The 19,440-nt window shown below is 54.3% G+C and carries 18 protein-coding genes and 1 other RNA gene; 13 read left to right on the top strand and 6 right to left on the bottom strand.

The window, feature by feature from the left end; all coding sequences use genetic code 11:
* Positions 1-93: 93 nt before the first annotated feature.
* Together MY052_RS04030 and loiP are read right to left on the bottom strand one after the other, a co-directional pair.
* Entirely contained in the window at positions 94-1,362 is a 1,269-nt protein-coding gene (locus MY052_RS04030; protein WP_248538242.1) for an OprD family porin, read from the bottom strand.
* A gap of 388 nt (positions 1,363-1,750) precedes the next feature.
* On the bottom strand, positions 1,751-2,509 hold the full coding sequence (gene loiP / locus MY052_RS04035) for a metalloprotease LoiP (RefSeq protein WP_035891997.1): 759 nt from the start codon (positions 2,507-2,509) through the stop codon (positions 1,751-1,753).
* A 268-nt stretch (positions 2,510-2,777) separates the two neighbouring features.
* Here loiP and tkt point away from each other — a divergent pair, with 268 nt between their 5' ends.
* The 7 genes from tkt to MY052_RS04070 all read left to right on the top strand — a co-directional run bounded on the left by tkt (position 2,778) and on the right by MY052_RS04070 (position 11,271).
* Positions 2,778-4,769: a transketolase gene (gene tkt / locus MY052_RS04040; protein ID WP_115073718.1), complete on the top strand. Its 1,992-nt coding sequence runs from the start codon at positions 2,778-2,780 to the stop codon at positions 4,767-4,769.
* Positions 4,770-5,064: 295 nt separating this feature from the next.
* Positions 5,065-6,093: an erythrose-4-phosphate dehydrogenase gene (epd, locus tag MY052_RS04045; RefSeq protein ID WP_035896257.1), complete on the top strand. Its 1,029-nt coding sequence runs from the start codon at positions 5,065-5,067 to the stop codon at positions 6,091-6,093.
* Positions 6,094-6,132: 39 nt separating this feature from the next.
* Complete coding sequence (gene pgk, locus MY052_RS04050; protein WP_035896256.1) at positions 6,133-7,296, top strand: phosphoglycerate kinase; 1,164 nt, start codon at positions 6,133-6,135, stop codon at positions 7,294-7,296.
* Between the two features lie 92 nt (positions 7,297-7,388).
* Positions 7,389-8,468 carry a class II fructose-bisphosphate aldolase gene (fbaA, locus tag MY052_RS04055; protein ID WP_123650687.1) on the top strand — a complete coding sequence of 360 codons (1,080 nt, stop codon included), beginning with the start codon at positions 7,389-7,391 and terminating at the stop codon, positions 8,466-8,468.
* A gap of 188 nt (positions 8,469-8,656) precedes the next feature.
* Positions 8,657-9,514 (top strand): small-conductance mechanosensitive channel MscS, encoded by an 858-nt coding sequence (locus MY052_RS04060; RefSeq protein ID WP_035896254.1) that lies wholly within the window; start codon positions 8,657-8,659, stop codon positions 9,512-9,514.
* A gap of 271 nt (positions 9,515-9,785) precedes the next feature.
* Complete coding sequence (argO, locus tag MY052_RS04065; RefSeq protein ID WP_035896253.1) at positions 9,786-10,421, top strand: arginine exporter ArgO; 636 nt, start codon at positions 9,786-9,788, stop codon at positions 10,419-10,421.
* A gap of 85 nt (positions 10,422-10,506) precedes the next feature.
* Positions 10,507-11,271 carry an oxidative stress defense protein gene (locus MY052_RS04070; protein WP_035896252.1) on the top strand — a complete coding sequence of 255 codons (765 nt, stop codon included), beginning with the start codon at positions 10,507-10,509 and terminating at the stop codon, positions 11,269-11,271.
* Positions 11,272-11,331: 60 nt separating this feature from the next.
* On the opposite strand, the gene argP is transcribed toward MY052_RS04070, so the two are convergent.
* On the bottom strand, positions 11,332-12,225 hold the full coding sequence (gene argP / locus MY052_RS04075; protein WP_035896251.1) for a DNA-binding transcriptional regulator ArgP: 894 nt from the start codon (positions 12,223-12,225) through the stop codon (positions 11,332-11,334).
* 213 nt (positions 12,226-12,438) lie between these two features.
* On the opposite strand from argP, the gene rpiA reads away from it, so the two are divergent.
* From rpiA to MY052_RS24245, 3 genes are all read left to right on the top strand, one after another.
* Entirely contained in the window at positions 12,439-13,098 is a 660-nt protein-coding gene (rpiA, locus tag MY052_RS04080; protein WP_035896250.1) for a ribose-5-phosphate isomerase RpiA, read from the top strand.
* 264 nt (positions 13,099-13,362) lie between these two features.
* On the top strand, positions 13,363-14,595 hold the full coding sequence (gene serA / locus MY052_RS04085) for a phosphoglycerate dehydrogenase (RefSeq protein ID WP_035896249.1): 1,233 nt from the start codon (positions 13,363-13,365) through the stop codon (positions 14,593-14,595).
* 228 nt (positions 14,596-14,823) lie between these two features.
* Positions 14,824-14,880: a type I toxin-antitoxin system Ibs family toxin gene (locus tag MY052_RS24245; protein WP_227675170.1), complete on the top strand. Its 57-nt coding sequence runs from the start codon at positions 14,824-14,826 to the stop codon at positions 14,878-14,880.
* 91 nt (positions 14,881-14,971) lie between these two features.
* On the opposite strand, the gene MY052_RS04090 is transcribed toward MY052_RS24245, so the two are convergent.
* The 3 genes from MY052_RS04090 to zapA all read right to left on the bottom strand — a co-directional run bounded on the left by MY052_RS04090 (position 14,972) and on the right by zapA (position 16,142).
* A complete protein-coding gene (locus tag MY052_RS04090) occupies positions 14,972-15,568 on the bottom strand; it encodes a 5-formyltetrahydrofolate cyclo-ligase (protein ID WP_248538243.1) in 597 nt (198 codons plus the stop codon).
* 19 nt (positions 15,569-15,587) lie between these two features.
* Positions 15,588-15,771, bottom strand: a non-coding RNA gene (gene ssrS / locus MY052_RS04095) — 6S RNA.
* Positions 15,772-15,812: 41 nt separating this feature from the next.
* Positions 15,813-16,142 (bottom strand): cell division protein ZapA, encoded by a 330-nt coding sequence (zapA, locus tag MY052_RS04100; RefSeq protein WP_035896247.1) that lies wholly within the window; start codon positions 16,140-16,142, stop codon positions 15,813-15,815.
* A gap of 158 nt (positions 16,143-16,300) precedes the next feature.
* Here zapA and MY052_RS04105 point away from each other — a divergent pair, with 158 nt between their 5' ends.
* The 3 genes from MY052_RS04105 to ubiH all read left to right on the top strand — a co-directional run bounded on the left by MY052_RS04105 (position 16,301) and on the right by ubiH (position 19,440).
* Positions 16,301-16,879, top strand: coding sequence for a YecA/YgfB family protein (locus MY052_RS04105; RefSeq protein ID WP_123650682.1), 579 nt, complete (start codon positions 16,301-16,303; stop codon positions 16,877-16,879).
* A 69-nt stretch (positions 16,880-16,948) separates the two neighbouring features.
* Complete coding sequence (gene pepP, locus MY052_RS04110) at positions 16,949-18,265, top strand: Xaa-Pro aminopeptidase (protein WP_248538244.1); 1,317 nt, start codon at positions 16,949-16,951, stop codon at positions 18,263-18,265.
* Positions 18,262-19,440, top strand: coding sequence for a 2-octaprenyl-6-methoxyphenyl hydroxylase (ubiH, locus tag MY052_RS04115; RefSeq protein ID WP_248538245.1), 1,179 nt, complete (start codon positions 18,262-18,264; stop codon positions 19,438-19,440). Before pepP ends, ubiH begins: the two co-directional genes overlap by 4 nt.

The raw sequence follows: 19,440 nt of genomic DNA on the forward strand, positions 1-19,440 counted from the left end.
GTAGTTCCCCGGCGTCGGCCTAAACGCCTCGGCCGGGCTACGATTAACATGTAGCCCGGCCGAGCGCAGCGACGCCGGGAGTACACTCAACGATTAAAACGCGTTAAACGGGTACTCGACGTAAACGCGAACTTCATTCCCGCTGACGTTGTAGTCGCTGGCGTTGCTGGAAACACGCAGCACCGAATAGCGAACTTTAAACTTCAGATCTTTCGCCGGGCCGTCCTGGACCTGGTACTGCACCTGGTTAAACCACTCGTGCTCTTTACCGTTGTTGGTTTCTGCCGTTTTGATGTTATCGCCGCGAACGTACGCAGTGGTCCAGCTTAAGCCCGGTAAGCCCAGGCCGCCAAAGTCCAGCGCATAAGACGCCTGCCATGAGCGTTCGTCTTCACCGTTAAAATCAGACCAGTAAGAGTTCGCCAGCCAGATGGTGTTGCCGCCGTCGCCGACGCCGCCCTGATTCTGGTAGCTGCCGTAGTGATAGCCGGTGCTGCCGCTGCTCTGCTGGTAGGCAATTTTGAAGGTGTGGATATCCCAGATATAGCTGGTAGCCAGGCTCCAGATGCTGTTGCTGCGGCCGGTATCCAGCGAGTCGGCGTATTCCTGATCCAGGCGAGAGTTATAGCCGTTGAAGTCGAAGACCAGCTTCTGATTGGTCGCCAGCGGCTGCGCGTAGTTCAGGCCGAGGTACTGCTTGTTCAGCACGTCTTCAACGTTAGAGGCGTACAGCGCGCCGCTCAGTTGGTCGTTAAACTGATAGCTCGCGCCGCCGAAGGTGATGCTCTTCAGGCCGCTGTTGTGGCTGTCGTCACTTTTACGCTGCTCGTCGGTGAAGTAACCGGCGTTCACTTCCAGACCGTCAATCTCTTTGGAGGTCAGCATGGTCCCGGTGAAGGTTTCATACAGCAGACGCGAATCGTCGGCGTAGAGAATCGGTAACGCTGGGCGCTGGGTACCGTAGCTCAGCACGGTATTGGAGAAGCGCATTTTGGCGGTCGCGCCGAATTTGGCTAAATCAGATTTTGCCCGGCCGTCGTTATCCTGGGCGAAAAAGTCGATGCCGCCCGCACCGCTGTTCCCACGGCCGCCGTCCAGGCGCACGCCGTACTGGGCAATACCGTCTACGCCGAAGCCGATAGGGCCCTGAGTGAAGCCGGATTCAAAGGTCGCGATAAAGCCCTGGCCCCATTCGCTCTTATCATGTAGCCCATCGCGATAATCACGTTTGATATACGCGTTACGCAAGAAGAGATCCAGATGGCTGTCATCAATAAAACCCTGGCTGTCGGATTGTTGGCTCGCGAAAGCCGGCGCAGAGGCAATAATACTTAAAGCAATTAACGTTAATTTCTTTTTCACGGAGGGAACTTCTCTGTTTATCTGACGGTCGAATTGTGTTGTTACAATTCGGATATTCGCCTGAATAAGTGTCAAAAGCAATCATTGTATGAATGGATGTGTCGCTGGGATGTATCATGCAGGGCGCGCCATAACTGGCTTTACTAAACCCCTCTGGACTATTTAAAAATAAGGTAAAAGAACTTCCTGAAAGGTAAATAATATAATTTTGATTTGATATTCAGGATAAGTGTTTGAGTGCGGCGGGGTCGGTTTATATATTTGACCGATGTGACATCTACGTATATTTAACGGTTCGTGCGCTTAAATTATCAATTCATGCCGTTTAGCCATTATTAATATTTTTTGCTTATCAAAGCAAGAGGGGCAATATTGCCCCTCTGAATAATTATTTAATGCCGTCCGCCTGTAAGCGATCGCGAATGTGCTGGGCACGCGCCTGAGAAGCCGGGTGATCGTCAAACATTGAGCTTTGACGACCATCTTCGAGTTTAGATAACTTCTCGAAGCTGGTGGCAAGCCCGGTCGGATTGATCCCTCGCTTGCGCAGCAGATCATAAGAGTAGTCATCGGCTTCCGATTCCTGACGCTGGGAGAACTGCGAGTTCACCAGTTTTTCGCCAAGATCGCCAAGCTGTGACTGCGACAAGCTGCCCACGATGCCGCCAGCGGATGCCGCCGCTGCGCGCAGGGCGTTGGTGCCAATCGCCACCTGCATCCCTTTCTTCACGTGGCCGAGCGCAACGTGGCCCATTTCGTGGCCAACTACGGCTTCGACTTCATTATCATTCATCAGATCCATCAGGCCGCTATACACGCGGATACAGCCGTTGGCCATGGCGAAAGCGTTGACGTCTTTCGCCACGTAGACTTTGTAGTTCACCGGCTGACCGTTAATGTTATCGCCAAGCGCCGCCGCTATCTTATTGAGTCGCTGTACATAAGCGCTGTCTGCCGGTGCGATGGTAGCCTTACTGTCCATGTCCTTACAGGCCTGGTCGCTTAGCGCCTGAACCTGTTGATCGCTCAAGGAAAATGCCTGCAAAGCGCCGGTACTTGAGCTCAATAAACCATTTGAATCCATATTCTGACAGCCGCTTAGCAGTAAAGTCGCGCCAAACGCCAGAATCGCCGCCCGTTTCTTCATGAGATTGCTTCCAAAGTCGTTTATCTGAAAATGCTCCGGAACTGCACCACCAGAGTTAGGCGTAAGTATAAAGAATATCGCGGCTTTCGAGCGAGTGGATTACATCTTGTTAACCTCTGTTCCAGAGATTTCTGAAGTGGCAAAAGGATGCTCCATGTACATGCTTTGTCGCATAGGTTACATTGTTGACACTTTTTTCTGGCATAGCCCGTAACGTGCGCCTCTCGTGACGTTAGGGTTGCCTTCAACAGTCCGAACTGGAGTCAAAATGTCCTCACGTAAAGAGCTTGCTAATGCTATTCGTGCGCTGAGCATGGACGCAGTACAGAAAGCCAATTCCGGTCACCCGGGTGCCCCTATGGGTATGGCTGACATTGCCGAAGTCCTGTGGCGTGATTTTCTGAACCATAACCCGCAGAACCCGTCCTGGGCTGACCGTGACCGCTTTGTGCTGTCTAACGGTCACGGCTCCATGCTGATTTACAGCCTGCTGCACCTCACCGGCTACGACCTGCCGATGGAAGAACTGAAGAACTTCCGTCAGCTGCACTCCAAAACCCCGGGTCACCCGGAAGTGGGTTACACCGCAGGTGTTGAAACCACCACTGGCCCACTGGGTCAGGGCATCGCGAACGCTGTCGGTATGGCTATCGCCGAAAAAACGCTGGCGGCGCAGTTCAACCGTCCTGGTCACGACATCGTTGACCACTTCACCTATGCGTTCATGGGCGATGGCTGCATGATGGAAGGCATTTCTCACGAAGTGTGCTCCCTGGCCGGTACCCTGAAACTGGGCAAACTGATTGCGTTCTACGATGACAACGGCATCTCCATCGACGGCCACGTTGAAGGCTGGTTCACCGATGACACCGCTAAGCGTTTCGAAGCCTACCACTGGCACGTGATCCGCGGCATCGATGGCCACGACCCAGAAGCGATTAAACGCGCAGTAGAAGAAGCGCGTAAAGTCACCGACAAGCCATCCCTGCTGATGTGCAAAACCGTTATCGGTTTCGGTTCACCAAACAAAGCGGGTACTCACGACTCCCACGGCGCACCGCTGGGCGAAGCCGAAGTGGCGCTGACCCGCGAAAAACTGGGCTGGAAATACGGTCCGTTTGAAATCCCGGCTGACATCTATGCGCAGTGGGATGCGAAAGCCGCAGGCCAGGCGAAAGAAGCCGCCTGGAACGACAAGTTTGCCGCTTACGCGAAAGCCTTCCCACAGGAAGCAGCAGAGTTCACCCGTCGTATGAAAGGTGACATGCCGTCTGATTTCGACGCGAAAGCGAACGAATTCATCGCGAAGCTGCAGGCTAACCCGGCGAAAATCGCCAGCCGTAAAGCGTCCCAGAATGCCATCGAAGCCTTTGGCCCTCTGCTGCCGGAATTCCTCGGCGGCTCCGCTGACCTGGCACCGTCTAACCTGACCATCTGGTCCGGCTCTAAAGCGATTAACGAAGACACCGCGGGTAACTACATCCATTACGGCGTGCGTGAATTCGGTATGACCGCGATTGCCAACGGTATCTCGCTGCACGGTGGTTTCCTGCCGTACACCTCTACCTTCCTGATGTTCGTGGAATATGCCCGTAACGCGGTACGTATGGCCGCGCTGATGAAGAAACGTCAGGTAATGGTCTACACCCACGACTCCATCGGTCTGGGCGAAGATGGCCCGACTCACCAGCCGGTAGAGCAGATTGCGTCCCTGCGCGTCACCCCGAACATGAGCACCTGGCGTCCATGTGACCAGGTTGAATCCGCGATTGCGTGGAAATACGGCGTAGAGCGTCACGACGGCCCGACCGCGCTGATCCTCTCCCGTCAGAACCTGGCGCAGCAGGAACGTACCGAAGCGCAGCTGGCGAACGTGGCCCGCGGTGGTTACGTGCTGAAAGACAGCGACGGTCAGCCGCAAATCATCCTGATTGCGACCGGTTCCGAAGTTGAGCTGGCGGTAGCCGCGTACGAAAAACTGACCGCTGAAGGCGTGAAGGCGCGCGTGGTGTCCATGCCGTCCACCGACGCCTTCGACAAACAGGACGCGGCTTACCGCGAATCCGTACTGCCGAAAGCGGTCTCTGCACGCGTGGCAATCGAAGCGGGCATCGCAGACTACTGGTTCAAATACGTGGGCCTGAACGGTGCTATCGTTGGCATGACCACCTTCGGTGAGTCTGCGCCAGCGGATCTGCTGTTCAAAGAGTTCGGCTTCACCGTAGAGAACGTTCTCGCGAAAGCGAAATCCCTGCTGTAATCTGCGTTTTCTCTGAAATGAAAGGGTCGCCTCGGCGGCCCTTTTTATTATTCTCAGGAATTTCTTTGCATATTATTCCAATCAAAATGTGATGTATGTCAGATATTAGGCGTCTCTGTCTGGACAATCATTCCTTTTATTCCTTGTTTCGCTTATTCTAGCTGAAGCGTTTCAGTCGATAAATTGTTCGACATTTAACCAATCAGTCACTGTTTGTGGCGGGTGAGGTTTCCCAAAGCGTTTGGCTGCATTACTCTGTTGCCACTTTGCATCGGGACAACCTTGCAGGAGACCTATGACCGTACGCGTAGCGATTAATGGCTTCGGTCGCATTGGACGTAACGTGGTTCGTGCTTTGTATGAATCCGGACGCCGTGCGGAAATCACCGTGGTGGCAATCAACGAACTGGCAGATGCTGCGGGCATCGCGCACTTGTTGAAATATGACACCAGCCACGGGCGCTTTGCCTGGGATGTTCGCCAGGAGCGTGAACAGCTTTTCGTCGGCGATGACGCCATCCGTCTTCTGCATGAGCGCGCTATTGAAGCGCTCCCCTGGAAAGAGCTATCGGTTGATGTCGTGCTAGACTGTACCGGCGTATACGGCAGTCGCCATGATGGCGAAGCCCATATTGCCGCTGGCGCGAAGAAGGTGCTCTTTTCACATCCTGGCAGCAACGATCTCGATGCCACCGTCGTGTTTGGCGTTAACGAACATGAGCTGTGCGCCGAACACCGCATCGTGTCCAACGCCTCCTGTACCACGAACTGCATAATCCCCGTCATCAAATTGTTGGATGATGCCTATGGCATTGAATCGGGCACGGTCACAACCATCCACTCCGCGATGCATGACCAGCAGGTGATTGACGCCTACCATCCCGATTTACGCCGTACGCGCGCGGCAAGTCAGTCGATTATTCCGGTGGATACCAAGCTTGCTGCGGGCATTGCCCGTATTTTCCCGCAGTTTGGCGACCGTTTCGAAGCGATTGCGGTGCGAGTACCGACCATTAACGTGACGGCAATTGACCTGAGCGTGACGGTGAAAAAGCCAGTAAAAGCAAATGAAGTCAACCAGTTGCTGCAAAAAGCAGCACAGGGTGCATTTCATGGTATAGTTGACTATACGGAATTACCGTTGGTCTCAACTGATTTTAACCACGATCCGCATAGCGCCATCGTCGATGGCACGCAGACGCGGGTGAGTGGAGCGCATCTGATCAAAACGCTGGTCTGGTGTGATAACGAATGGGGCTTTGCTAACCGAATGCTCGACACCACGTTAGCAATGGCCGCTATTGGTTTCAGGCTCGACGCTTGAGCGTCGACAAAACTTTAAGTATCAACGAGAGGATTCACCATGTCTGTAATTAAGATGACCGATCTGGATCTGGCTGGTAAACGCGTTTTCATCCGTGCGGACCTGAACGTACCAGTTAAAGAAGGGAAAGTAACCAGCGACGCACGTATCCGTGCTTCACTGCCAACTATCGAGCTGGCGCTGAAACAGGGTGCGAAAGTGATGGTGACTTCTCACCTGGGTCGTCCGACCGAAGGCGAGTACAACGAAGAATTCTCTCTGCTGCCGGTTGTTAATTACCTGAAAGACAAACTGTCTGCTCCGGTTCGTCTGGTTAAAGATTACCTGGACGGCGTTGAAGTTGCTGCCGGTGAGCTGGTTGTTCTGGAAAACGTTCGCTTCAACAAAGGCGAGAAGAAAGACGACGAAGCGCTGTCCAAAAAATACGCTGCACTGTGCGACGTATTCGTGATGGATGCATTCGGTACTGCACACCGTGCACAGGCTTCCACCCACGGTATCGGCAAGTTTGCTGACGTGGCGTGCGCAGGCCCACTGCTGGCAGCAGAACTGGACGCGCTGGGTAAAGCACTGAAAGAACCAGCTCGCCCAATGGTGGCTATCGTTGGTGGTTCTAAAGTTTCTACCAAACTGACCGTTCTGGATTCCCTGTCTAAAATTGCTGACCAGCTGATCGTTGGTGGTGGTATCGCGAACACCTTCGTTGCCGCTCAAGGCCACAACGTTGGTAAATCCCTGTACGAAGCGGACCTGGTTGACGAAGCTAAGCGTCTGCTGACGACCTGCGATATCCCAGTTCCAACTGACGTTCGCGTAGCGACCGAGTTCTCCGAAACCGCGACCGCTACCCTGAAATCTGTAAACGACATCAAAGATGAAGAGCAGATTCTGGACCTGGGCGACGTTTCTGCTGAGAAACTGGCAGGCATCCTGAAAAACGCAAAAACCATCCTGTGGAACGGCCCAGTTGGCGTGTTCGAATTCCCGAACTTCCGCAAAGGTACTGAAATTGTTGCTAACGCAATCGCAGACAGCGACGCGTTCTCCATCGCAGGCGGCGGCGACACCCTGGCAGCTATCGACCTGTTCGGTATCGCTGACAAAATCTCCTACATCTCCACTGGCGGTGGCGCATTCCTCGAATTCGTGGAAGGCAAAGTACTGCCAGCAGTAGCAATGCTCGAAGAGCGCGCTAAGAAGTAAGCCATTCAAGGGCAGGGAAACCTGCCCAATTTTCAGCGCGCTTTATAGAGCTCGCACCTTTTCTAACGGCCGAAGATACAGGACTACGTGACATGTCTAAAATTTTTGATTTCGTAAAACCAGGTGTTATCACCGGTGATGACGTACAGAAAGTTTTCCAGGTAGCAAAAGAAAACAATTTCGCTCTGCCAGCAGTTAACTGCGTTGGTACTGACTCTATCAACGCCGTACTGGAAACCGCTGCAAAAGTTAAAGCACCGGTTATCGTTCAGTTCTCCAACGGTGGCGCTGCGTTTATCGCAGGTAAAGGCGTGAAAACTGACGTTCCTCAGGGCGCTGCAATCCTGGGTGCTATCTCTGGTGCGCATCACGTACACCAGATGGCTGAACACTATGGTGTTCCAGTTATCCTGCACACTGACCACTGCGCTAAGAAACTGCTGCCATGGATCGACGGTCTGCTGGACGCGGGTGAAAAACACTTCGCGGCTACCGGTAAACCACTGTTCTCTTCCCACATGATCGACCTGTCCGAAGAGTCCCTGCACGAAAACATCGAAATCTGCTCCAAATACCTGGCGCGTATGTCCAAAATGGGCATGACTCTGGAAATCGAACTGGGTTGCACCGGCGGTGAAGAAGACGGCGTGGACAACAGCCACATGGACGCTTCTGCACTGTACACTCAGCCAGAAGACGTTGATTACGCGTTCACTGAACTGAGCAAAATCAGCCCACGTTTCACCATCGCAGCTTCCTTCGGTAACGTACACGGCGTGTACAAACCAGGTAACGTGGTTCTGACCCCAACCATCCTGCGTGATTCTCAGGAATACGTTTCTAAGAAACACAACCTGCCGCACAACAGCCTGAACTTCGTCTTCCACGGTGGTTCCGGTTCTTCTGCTCAGGAAATCAAAGACTCCGTAAGCTACGGCGTAGTGAAAATGAACATCGATACTGACACCCAATGGGCAACCTGGGACGGTATCCTGCAGTACTACAAAACCAACGAAGCTTACCTGCAGGGCCAGCTGGGCAACCCGAAAGGCGAAGACCAGCCGAACAAGAAATACTACGATCCACGCGTATGGCTGCGTGCAGCTCAGGCGTCCATGATCGCACGTCTGGAACAGGCTTTCTCTGAACTGAACGCGAAAGACGTTCTGTAAGATAAACCTGATTTTTGACCAAAAGCCCGCTGCCTAGCGGGCTTTTTTATTGCCTTTTCAATATGATGTGCCGGATAAAACTGTGATCTATTTGGCAAAATACTGATTTTTTGTTTACCCTTTATACCTGCCTGTACTTTTGCAGGCCGTTTTTAGTTTCCCATCCGGGTATCCATAAGGAATATTGAATGGAAGATTTAAACGTTGTCGATAGCATAAACGACGCTGGCTCCTGGCTGGTGCGCAACCAGGAGCTCCTGCTGAGCTACGCCGTCAATATCGTGGCGGCGATTGCCATCCTCATCGTCGGGATGATCGTGGCGAGAATTGTATCGGGCACCGTCAACCGTCTGATGCTGGCGCGTAAAATTGATGCCACCGTAGCGGACTTCCTCTCCGCGCTGGTGCGCTATGCGATTATCGCCTTTACGCTGATTGCCGCGCTGGGCCGCGTTGGTGTGCAGACTGCCTCGGTGATTGCCGTACTGGGTGCCGCCGGTTTAGCTGTGGGTCTGGCGCTGCAAGGCTCGCTCTCCAACCTGGCCGCTGGCGTACTGCTGGTGATGTTCCGTCCGTTCCGTGCGGGTGAATACGTTGACCTGGGCGGCGTTGCCGGTACCGTGTTGAGCGTGCAGATTTTCTCAACCACCATGCGTACCGTTGACGGCAAAATTATCGTTATTCCGAACGGTAAAATTATCGCCGGTAATATTATCAACTTCTCCCGTGAACCTGCGCGCCGTAATGAGTTTATTATTGGCGTCTCTTACGATGCGGATATTGATCAGGTTAAGCAGATCCTGACCCGTATTCTTGAAGCGGATAATCGTATTCTCAAGGACCGCGATATTACCGTGCGTTTAAATGAACTGGCGCCGTCGTCAGTGAATTTTGTCGTGCGTGCCTGGAGCCTGAGCGGCGACCTGCAAAACGTCTACTGGGACGTGCTGGAGCAAATTAAGCGCGAGTTCGATGCCAACGGCATCAGCTTCCCTTATCCACAGTTAGACGTGAATATGAAGCCGGGCAGTTCTGCCCAGCAGTAATCGCTTCTAAGCAGTAATAAGGCCGGGCTGATGCCCGGTTTTTTTATGGGCGACCAAACATGGTAGGCCTGATAAGCGTAGCGCCATCAGGCACTGACTGAGCGCATTAGTGCCGGATGGCGACGTAAACGTCTTATCCGGCCTACATCGGTGCGCGTATCTTCAATTTATAATTAGCTAAACTTATTACTGATTAAAAATATCAATTTCCGCTAATGATTCTATCGCGTTATAGTCAGCGCCATTCCTGAACTACTTAAAGAAAACTATCGTGATATCTTATTACTTTCAAGGTCTTATGCTTGGGGCGGCCATGATTCTTCCGCTGGGGCCGCAAAATGCGTTCGTGATGAACCAGGGGATTCGTCGCCAATACCATTTGATGATTGCGCTGCTGTGCGCCATTAGCGATCTGGTGCTTATCTGCGCCGGGATATTTGGCGGCAGCGCCTTGTTGAATGCCTCGCCGTGGCTGCTGGCGTTGGTCACCTGGGGCGGCGTCGTGTTCCTGCTGTGGTATGGCTTTGGCGCGTTAAAAACCGCGATGGGTAGCAATATTGAACTGGCGAATGCGGAAGTGATGAAGCAGGGGCGCTGGAAAATTATTGCGACCATGCTGGCGGTGACCTGGCTTAACCCACACGTATATCTGGACACCTTTGTGGTGCTGGGCAGTCTCGGCGGTCAGCTGGCGGATGAGCCAAAACGCTGGTTTGCGCTGGGTACCGTCAGCGCTTCCTTCCTGTGGTTCTTTGCGCTGGCGTTGCTGGCAGCCTGGCTCGCTCCTCGTTTACGAACCGCTAAAGCGCAGCGTATTATTAACCTGATTGTTGGCGTAGTGATGTGGTTTATTGCATTTCAGCTGGCAAAAGAGGGCGTTGGACACCTGCATGCATTGTTGAACTAGGTCTCATCTGATGGACTTTCCCCTGGCAACGGCTAAGCTTGCAGGCAAGACCCCGTTGTCGGGTGATAACCAAGGAGATACAACAGTGAAGTTTAAAGTGATGGCTCTGGCTGCAGTAGTTGGGTTTAGCGCAATGGCGGTGCAGGCAAATGAATTGCCGGACAGCCCGCATATCGTGACATCGGGTACGGCGAGCGTGGATGCGGTTCCGGATATCGCGACGCTTGCCATTGAAGTCAACATTGCTGCCAAGGATGCCGCAAGCGCGAAAAAACAGGCCGACCAGCGTGTTGCGCAATATCTCTCCTTCCTCGAGCAGAACGGCGTAGCGAAAAAAGATATCAGCTCCGCGAACCTGCGTACTCAGCCGGATTACGACTATCAGAACGGGAAAAGCGTGCTGAAAGGCTATCGCGCGGTACGTACCGTTGAGGTGACGCTGCGTCAGTTGGATAAGCTGAATTCGCTGCTGGATGGCGCGCTGAAAGCCGGGTTGAATGAAATCCGTTCCGTGTCGCTGGGCGTGGCGCAGCCGGATGCTTATAAAGATAAGGCGCGTAAAGCGGCGATTGAAGATGCGATTCATCAGGCGCAGTCGCTAGCGGCGGGCTTCCACAGTAAGCTGGGGCCGGTGTATAGCGTGCGTTATCATGTGTCTAACTATCAGCCGAGCCCAATGGTGCGGATGATGAAGGCCGATGCGGCGCCGGTTTCAGCACAGGAAACTTACGAGCAGGCGACTATCCAGTTTGACGATCAGGTGGATGTGGTGTTCCAGCTTCAGCCTGAGCAGGCTGCTGCTCCAGCGGCTCCTGCTGCAACTCAAGCTCCTGCACCTGCGGCGAAATAAGCGGTTAATTAGGGCGGCGGCGATTGGCCGCCCCTTGCACACTTTCTGTGTTAGTGCGGGTTAATCCTGACGCAACACCTTATGTCCATAAGCCAGCAACGCATCCGTCACCTTCCGCATCATCCGGCTCTCTGGCGCAAAACGGTGCCAGTACAGCATCCGGCGCTGGAACAGACCCGGCGTCAAATCAATCAGCTCACCGCTCGCCAACTCTTTCTCAATTTGCAGATGCGGGATCATACAGCAGGTCGTCCCCTGACGCGCCAGCTGCACAAACGCTTCCGACGAGTTAACGATATGGCAAGGTACGCTGCCCGGCGGCAGATCGAAGTTCTGCTGCAAAAAGGCCTGGTGCATATCGTCCAGATGATCGAAGGCTACCGCTGGCGCTTTCAGCAGCGCAGAGCGAGTCACTCCGTTAGGGAAATAGCGCTCAGCGAACGCTTTGGAACCGACAAACAGATAGTCGAGCGCCCCAAGCTGATCGACCAAACAGCTCGGCAGCGCCTGTGGCTGAATACTCACCGCGCCAACCACTTCGCCGCGACGCAGGCGTTCCTGGGTGCGGGTTTCATCTTCTACCTGTAAATTTAAACGGATAGGCGAGTTGGCCAGCACATCGGCCAGCGCTGGCAGTAGCCAGGTGGCCAGACTGTCGGCGTTGACCGCCAGCGACAGCAGCAGCGGCGTCGAACCGGTTTGCTCGTCACCCAGCCACTCCTCTTCCAGCAGTTCAACCTGACGCAGCAGCGCCAGCAGCTTCTGACCCTGTTCCGTTGGGCGCGGCGGCACGGTACGTACCAGCAGCGGCTGGCCGAACATGTTTTCCAGCTGTTTTATTCGTTGGGAAACGGCGGACTGAGTAATACACAGTTTCTGCGCGGCGCGTTCAAATCCACGTTCTCTGATAACGGCATCCAGCGCCTGTAGTGTTCTGTAGTCCGGACGTTTCATTGCTCTGAGATACTCCCCTGTAGGTGTTATCTGCACTATGACATAATTTTACCGGAGATACAGACGAAAATGGTTTGCAGTTTACTGTGACAAAGGTCACGAGTTGAACGCCTGCTCCATCGCACTCAGCCTGAGGTTTCCCGGCGGCTCGAATTATTCCAGCGTTATGTTCTATAATGCGCGGCAGTTGATGACACCACAGGCGAAACGATCATGACGCAGGATGAACTGAAAAAAGCAGTAGGCTGGGCGGCACTTCAATACGTACAGCCGGGTACGATTGTGGGTGTAGGCACGGGCTCTACCGCAGCGCACTTTATTGACGCGCTGGGCACGATGAAAGGACAAATCGAAGGGGCGGTCTCAAGCTCTGATGCCTCTACCGAGAAGCTGAAAAGCCTCGGCATCACCGTTTTCGACCTGAACGAAGTCGACCGTTTAGGCATCTACGTGGACGGCGCGGATGAAATTAACGGCCACATGCAGATGATCAAAGGCGGCGGCGCGGCGTTGACCCGCGAAAAAATCATCGCCTCCGTAGCGGATAAATTTATCTGTATCGCCGATTCATCCAAGCAGGTTGATATCCTGGGCAACTTCCCGCTGCCGGTGGAAGTTATCCCAATGGCTCGTAGCGCCGTGGCGCGTGAGCTGGTGAGGCTGGGTGGTCGTCCGGAATACCGTCAGGGCGTAGTGACCGATAACGGCAACGTTATCCTCGACGTTCATGGCCTGGAAATTCTCGACGCCATCGCGCTGGAAAACGCCATTAATGGCATCCCAGGCGTAGTGACCGTAGGGCTTTTCGCTAATCGTGGCGCAGATGTGGCGCTGATTGGTACCGCCGACGGCGTGAAAACCATAGTGAAATGATCTGACGGGGGGAAATCGCAATTTCCCCCATTTTTTTTATGTGGGCTAAATTTGGTGACTTGTGTCACATTTCAATCTCACACCTTATTAACATCCCATCTTTATCTTCTCACTTAGCATTTTATGCTGGCATTTCTCGCTACATGACGCTTCCTCATATCCCCGACGCAAACGTTCATATTGCCGCAATATTTTTTTTTGATATGTTGCTTAGATGAACTTTCGTTCATCACAGCATCAGTAAAACAAAGACAGGACGGGGAAATGGCTAAGGTATCACTGGAAAAAGAGAAAATTAAATTTCTGCTGGTTGAAGGCGTGCACCAGAAGGCGGTGGATAGTCTGCGTGCAGCAGGTTACACCAATATCGAGTTTCACAAGGGTGCGCTGGACACTGAACAGCTGAAAGAGTCGATCCGTGATGCGCATTTCATCGGCCTGCGATCCCGTACTCACCTGACGGAAGACGTTTTTGCTGCCGCTGAGAAACTGGTGGCGGTCGGGTGTTTCTGCATTGGTACTAACCAGGTTGACCTGGTCGCGGCGGCTAAACGCGGCGTGCCGGTATTTAACGCCCCGTTCTCTAATACCCGTTCCGTGGCGGAGCTGGTGATCGGTGAGCTGCTATTGCTGCTACGTGGTATTCCGGAAGCGAACGCCAAAGCACACCGCGGCGTATGGAACAAACTGGCGGCGGGCTCTTATGAAGCGCGCGGCAAAAAGCTGGGTATTATTGGTTATGGCCACATCGGTACTCAGTTAGGCATTCTGGCGGAATCGCTGGGGATGCATGTCTTCTTCTACGATATCGAAAGCAAGCTGCCGCTGGGTAATGCCACGCAGGTTCAGCATCTTTCTGACCTGCTGAATATGAGCGACGTGGTCAGCCTGCACGTGCCGGAAAACGCCTCCACCAAAAATATGATGGGTGCGGAAGAGCTGGCGCTGATGAAACCGGGCGCGCTGCTGATTAACGCCTCACGCGGTACGGTTGTTGAAATTCCTGCGCTGTGCGATGCGCTGGCGCGTAAACATCTGGCGGGCGCGGCTATTGACGTCTTCCCAACCGAGCCTGCGACCAACAGCGAGCCGTTCACCTCGCCGCTGTGCGAGTTCGACAACGTTATCCTGACTCCGCACATTGGCGGCTCAACTCAGGAAGCGCAGGAGAACATCGGTCTGGAAGTGGCGGGTAAACTGATTAAGTACTCCGACAACGGTTCTACGCTCTCTGCGGTTAACTTCCCGGAAGTGTCGCTGCCACTGCACGGCGGCCGTCGTCTGCTGCACATCCACGAAAACCGTCCTGGCGTACTGACTGCGCTCAACCAAATCTTTGCCGAGCAGGGCGTCAACATTGCCGCGCAGTACCTGCAAACCACACCACAGATGGGCTACGTGGTTATCGATATTGAAGCGGAAGAGGATGTAGCGGAGAAAGCGCTGCTGAGCATGAAGGCGATTCCGGGCACCGTTCGCGCGCGTCTGCTGTACTAATCTTTATTCTTTCTATCCAGACGGGCAGGCCATTGGTCTGCCCGTTTTGTTTTTATGTTTCCGTTCTGCAACTCATACATGGCATTTACGAGCCTCGCCGCAAACGGTGATTAAAGATTCTGCTGCGCATTGTGTGTAGTAAAAAGGATTTTACGATAGGGGTTCAGCATAGGGCTGAAACGGAAAAGCCCCTACCGAAGCAGGGGCTCTAAAGGGAAAGGGATAATGATGAGACTCGTCATCATACTGCTGATTTTGTTAATCATCGCTTGGCCAGCATATTAACAAGATTTACGCAGGAGGGAGGTTCGCCTCCCTCACCCTTTACCGAGGAATTTAGGTCAAAAAAGAATCGATGTCAATCGGCAGAAAATGCCTACCACTGCCACACTTTCGACGGCGTGACTACGGCGGGGAGGGGGATATCCCACTCTTCAACCGGCAAGGCGTCAACTAACTGACAATCGTGCGCATAGCCGACAGGCTGAATGCCGTACTGCTGCCAGTTCTGCAACGTGCGGTCGTAAAAACCACCGCCCATGCCCAGCCTCTGACCTTGTTCATCAAAGGCAACCAGCGGTGTTATCAGCACGTCGAGTTTAGCTAGCGGCAGTACGTCACGGACATCCAGCTTTGGTTCGCGGATTTTGAGGCGGTTCATGACCAGTTCGCTGTGCGGGTGATAATGCAGAAACAGCAGGTTGCCTGGACTGAACGGATGAAGTACCGGCAGGTAAACGCGCTTACCGGCTCGCCAGAGCTGTTCAATCAAAGGTTGGGTATCGAGTTCGCCGTCAAAGGATAAAAACAGCGCGACGGTTTTTGCCATCACCACGGGAGGCCAGGCCATCATGCGGTCTGCGGCTTGTTCACCGTAAAGCGTTTGCTGTTGTGGCGTGAGCGCACGACGACGTTGCCGGATTAACTGGCGAATGTGCTGTCGGGAGTTTTGTTGCTCAGATGGATGCGTCATAAGACCGGTAGGTAGAAGGGGAATCTCCGAGATGCCGCCGCAGGCTGTAACCCTTGAACCCTTGGTTCAAGGTGAATGCGTCGTCACAGTTTTAAGGCTTCTCGGACGGACCGAGCATGCTCACCAACCATGGAGCGCCACATTCTTGTGGTATGAAATATCGGCTCAGGGGACTGGCCCGCTTGCGAACATCTCAGAGAAATTTTGTCTTCACAGTCACTCTACCATAGTAAACTGCAAAGTGTTATTCAAACTTTGGGGCTGTCTTATCGGATATGCGACCCTGGTCAAGCAACGCCTGTTCAATGGTCTGTTGTAGCATCCGAATACGCTGTTCCATGCTGGAAGCATAGTCGCGCGTCTTTGCCCTTTCCTGAGTTAACTCATAGCTGATGTTCAACGCGGCGATGAAAACCAGCTGCTCAGTATTTGTGACTCTAGTGCGTTCTTTCAGATCTTGCAACCGCTGATTCAGATCGTCCGCTGCCTGATTCAAAGCATCTCTTTGTTCAGGCGGGCAATTCACTCGCAGTGAACGGCCAAAAATTTGGATATCGACGGGTTGTGCAGACATGCCACCTTCCTGCTGATTGACTGCGCGTCCTTCACTCTCAGGATGTGAAGGGGCGACACTATAGCTACCCTGGTATGAAGATACAAGCCCTTTTCTGGTATCTCCAGGGTCCAAAGTGGTAGCATACCATGAATTCCACCCAACAATGACGAATGCGCATGTCTATACAGAACGAAATGCCGGTTTACACCGTGATGAACCAACTGTTGAACCAACAAGGGGTAGGCCTGACGCCTGCAGAAATGCACGGTCTGCTGAGTGGTTTGCTCTGCGGCGGAAACAAGGACAGCTCCTGGCAGCCGCTGGTTCACGACCTGACCAACGAAGGTCTGGCCTTTGGTCACGAGCTTGCCGAGTCGCTGCGTTCCATGCATGCGGCAACCAGCGATGCGCTGGAAGACGACGGCTTCCTTTTTCAGCTTTATCTGCCTGAAGGCGACGATGTCAGCGTGTTCGACCGCGCCGATGCGCTCTCTGGCTGGGTAAACCATTTCCTGCTTGGCCTGGGAATGGTACAGCCAAAGCTGGATAAAGTGAGAGATGAAACCGGCGAAGCCATTGACGATCTTCGAAATATTGCGCAACTTGGCTATGAAGAAGATGAAGATCAGGAAGAGCTGGAAATGTCGCTGGAAGAAATTATCGAATACGTTCGCGTAGCGGCGCTGCTGTGCCACGATACTTTCACCCACCCACAGCCGACCGCGCCTGAAGTGCAAAAGCCAACATTACACTAATCACAACGCCCGCTCTGCTTGCTGCGCAAGGCCGGCGAACGGAGCGCTAAGGGATTGAAAGGAGATGTCATGACACAGCAAGCGTTTCTCCGCCGCCGCCAGGCATTACTGGCGCAAATGAAGCCAGGCAGTGCGGCGCTGATTTTTGCCGCACCAGAGGTGACTCGCAGCGCGGATTCTGAGTATCCCTATCGCCAGAACAGCGATTTCTGGTACTTCACCGGCTTTAACGAGCCTGAAGCCTTGTTGGTGCTGATTAAAAGCGATGACACTCACAACCACAGCGTGCTGTTCAACCGCGTTCGCGACCTGACGGCTGAGATCTGGTTTGGCCGTCGACTGGGCCAGGACGCCGCGCCGGAAAAACTGGGCGTTGACCGCGCGCTGGCGTTCAGCGAAATCAATCAGCAGCTGTTCCAGTTGCTGAACGGCCTGGACGTGATTTACCACGCGCTGGGCGAATACGCTTTTGCTGATGACATCGTCTTCACCGCGCTGGATAAACTGCGTAAAGGTTCGCGTCAGAATCTGACCGCGCCGGATGCGATGATCGACTGGCGTCCGATGGTGCATGAAATGCGCCTGTTCAAAGACAGCGAAGAGATTGAAATCCTGCGTCGCGCCGGTGAAATTTCCGCGCTGGCCCATACCCGCGCGATGGAAAAATGTCAGCCGGGGATGTTTGAATACCAGTTGGAAGGGGAAATCCTCCACGAATTCTCCCGCCACGGCGCGCGCTACCCGTCCTATAACACCATCGTGGGCAGCGGCGAAAACGGCTGCATTCTGCACTACACCGAAAACGAATCCGAGCTGCGCGACGGCGATCTGGTGCTGATTGATGCAGGCTGTGAATACAAAGGCTACGCGGGCGATATCACCCGTACGTTCCCGGTGAACGGCAAATTTACCCCAGCACAGCGCGCTATCTACGATATCGTGCTCGCTTCGCTATACAAATCCCTTGAGCTCTATCGCCCGGGCACCTCCATTCAGGAAGTGACCGGTGAAGTGGTGCGCATTATGGTGACGGGCCTGCACGGTCTGGGGATCCTCAAAGGGGAAATTGACCAGTTGATTACCGACAACGCCCACCGCCCGTACTTTATGCATGGCCTGAGCCACTGGCTGGGGCTGGATGTGCATGACGTAGGCGTCTACGGCGCAGACCGCTCGCGCGTGTTGGAGCCGGGAATGGTGCTGACCATTGAACCGGGCCTGTACATCGCGCCAGACGCGGACGTGCCGGCGGAATATCGCGGTATCGGCATTCGTATTGAAGACGATATTCTCATTACCGAAGACGGTAACGAGAATCTCACCGCGAGCGTGGTGAAGGATGCGGATGCCATTGAAGCGTTGATGGCAGCGGCACGTCAGCTATGAGCGTGATTATTGTCGGCGGCGGCATGACCGGCGCCACATTGGCGCTGGCTATTTCGCAGTTAACGGCGGGTCGCCTGCCGGTGCACCTGATTGAAGCGGCGGATATTCACGCCGCTGAACACCCGGGCTTTGACGGCCGGGCGATTGCGCTAGCGGCTGGTACCTGCCAGCAACTGGCGAAGGTCAATCTTTGGCAGGCCATTGCCGACTGTGCAACGCCGATTACCAGCGTTCACGTCAGTGACCGCGGCCATGCCGGTTTTGTCACCCTTAATGCTCAAGATTATCGGTTATCTGCACTCGGCAATGTTGTTGAGCTGCACGACGTGGGACAGCGGCTGTTCGGCCTGCTGCGCCATGCGCGCGGCGTCACGCTGCATTGTCCTTCGCGGGTGTCGCTGGTTGAACGCCAGGCTGATGGTGTAAGCGTTACGCTGGACAGCGGTGAAACGCTGCAAGGCAAGCTGCTGGTTGCTGCCGATGGCTCGCGCTCCACGCTTGGCGAGCAGTGCGGTATTACCTGGCAGCAGGAACCATACAATCAGGTGGCGGTGATTGCTAATGTCTCCACCGCCGTGCCGCATCAGGGGCGGGCGTTTGAACGTTTCACCGAGCATGGCCCTATTGCCATGCTGCCGATGTCGCAAAATCGCTGTTCGCTGGTGTGGTGCCACCCGCTGGCGCGCCATGACGACGTGCTGAGTTGGTCTGATACGCAGTTTTGCCAGGCGCTACAGAAAGCGTTCGGCTGGCGTTTAGGGCGAATCACCCACGCTGGCGCACGCAGCGTCTATCCACTGTCGCTAACCACCGCCACCCGGACGGTATCGCACCGTCTGGCGCTGGTAGGCAACGCGGCGCAGACGCTGCACCCGATTGCCGGGCAAGGTTTTAACCTCGGCATGCGCGACGTGATGACGCTGGCGGAACATCTGGCGGGTGCGCACGAGGCCAATCAGGATATCGGCGACTATTCGCTGCTGTGCCATTACCAGCGTCAGCGCGCGGAAGACAAAGCGGCCACGATTGGCGTCACCGACGGGCTGGTGCATATTTTCGCCAACCGCTGGGCGCCGCTGGTGGCCGGGCGCAACGTCGGCCTGATGTCGATGGAATTATTTACCCCTGCACGCGATGTGCTGGCGCAGCGGACGCTGGGCTGGGTCGCCCGCTAA

Source organism: Kluyvera ascorbata (genome assembly GCF_023195735.1).
Classification (GTDB): domain Bacteria; phylum Pseudomonadota; class Gammaproteobacteria; order Enterobacterales; family Enterobacteriaceae; genus Kluyvera; species Kluyvera ascorbata.